We start from the raw sequence: 1,369 nt of genomic DNA, 5'->3' as shown, positions 1-1,369 counted from the left end.
GGCGAAGTCCAGCACCACCTCGCCGCCGTACAGCACGGCCGCGGCGTTGCGCGGCGCGCCGGCGGGCCGGCCGTACTTCGGCCGGTCGGCGGCGCTGCGGTCGAGGTAGCCGACGAGCACGGGCAGTTCCCCGAGGCCCTCCTCGGCGAGCCGCGCGGCGAGGGAGCGCAGGGCCTCGCGGGAGGCCCGCACGAAGGACGACCTCAGCGCGAGGTCCTCGACGGGATACCCGGTCAGCGCCATCTCCGGGAACGCCACGAGGTGGGCTCCCTGCCCGGCGCACTGCCGGGTCCGGCGGACGATCGTGTCGGCGTTGCCGGCGAGGTCGCCGACCCGTGAGTCGATCTGATTCAGAGCGAGACGAAGTTGAGGCACGCGGCCAGTGTAATCGTCAGTTCGACATTATGGGGTGGGCGGGCCCCGCTGGACCCCGGACCACCCCGTCCCGGAAATTTGAACGCGGGATGCGCATTACCTACGCTGCCCGGTATGAGGCTGCTGCGCTCCACCGACCTGGCCCTGCGGGTCCTGATGCGCCTGGCCGTGGCCGAGGAGGGGACCAGCCCGACGACGCGTGACGTCGCGGGGGCCATGGGAGTGCCCTACACCCACGCCGCGAAGGTCGTCGCCGACCTCCAGCACAGGGAGCTGCTCACGGCCCGGCGCGGCCGCGGCGGCGGCCTCACCCTCACGGAACGGGGCCGCACGGCCTCGGTGGGCGCCCTGGTGCGCGCCTTCGAGGGCGAGGGCGACGTCGTCGACTGCGACGGGGTGTCCGCGTCCGGAGCGGGCACGCCCTGCCCGCTCCGCTCCGCCTGCCGGCTGCGCGGCGCGCTGCGACGGGCCCGGGAGGCGTTCTTCGCCTCCCTGGACCCGCTCACCGTGGCGGACCTCGCCGGGGGCCCGACGGGCCCGCTGCTGCTGGAGATCTCCCGCGGACCGCGGCCGTAGCGCGGACCGCCGCCGTGGCGCACGCCGTGGTCGCGGCCCGCACCACGGTCCCGGTGCACGCCGTGGCCACGGTCCTGGTGCACGCCGCGGCCGTGCGGGGGCGCTCCGCCGTCCGGTCCGCTCAGCCCCGCTCGGCCAGCCAGAGGTCCGGGCCGAACACCTCGTAGTGGATGTCGGCCGGCGCGACGCCCCTGCCGATCAGCTGCTCCCGCACCCTGCGCATGAACGGCAGCGGTCCGCACAGGTACGCGCGCGTTCCCGCCGCGACCGGCACCCCGGTGAGGTCGACGTGGCCGGTGGCCGTGCCGATCGGGGCGTCCTGCTCGTAGAAGAGGTGCACCGACGCGTCCGGCAGCTTCGCCGCGTACGCCTCGTGGTCCACGCGCAGGGCGTGGTCGGCGGGGGAGCGGTCGCCGTG

3 protein-coding genes are annotated in these 1,369 nt (G+C 75.5%); 1 reads left to right on the top strand and 2 read right to left on the bottom strand.

Annotation, left to right across the window (positions count from 1 at the left end; genetic code table 11):
- The coding region (locus AOK18_RS24385) for a nitrilase-related carbon-nitrogen hydrolase (protein ID WP_276205369.1) at window positions 1-375 on the bottom strand (375 nt) is incomplete at its 3' end.
- A gap of 114 nt (window positions 376-489) precedes the next feature.
- Here AOK18_RS24385 and AOK18_RS24380 point away from each other — a divergent pair.
- Window positions 490-951 carry an RrF2 family transcriptional regulator gene (locus AOK18_RS24380; protein WP_055575059.1) on the top strand — a complete coding sequence of 154 codons (462 nt, stop codon included), beginning with the start codon at window positions 490-492 and terminating at the stop codon, window positions 949-951.
- 121 nt (window positions 952-1,072) lie between these two features.
- On the opposite strand, the gene AOK18_RS34655 is transcribed toward AOK18_RS24380, so the two are convergent.
- Window positions 1,073-1,369, bottom strand: a 297-nt coding sequence (locus AOK18_RS34655) for a ferredoxin reductase domain-containing protein (RefSeq protein WP_478078853.1), incomplete at its 5' end; no start/stop codon positions are given.

This window comes from Streptomyces prasinopilosus, assembly GCF_001419695.1.
GTDB lineage: Bacteria > Actinomycetota > Actinomycetes > Streptomycetales > Streptomycetaceae > Streptomyces > Streptomyces prasinopilosus.
Note: the sequence above shows the minus strand (reverse complement) of the source record. Positions and strands in the feature narration are given on the sequence as shown.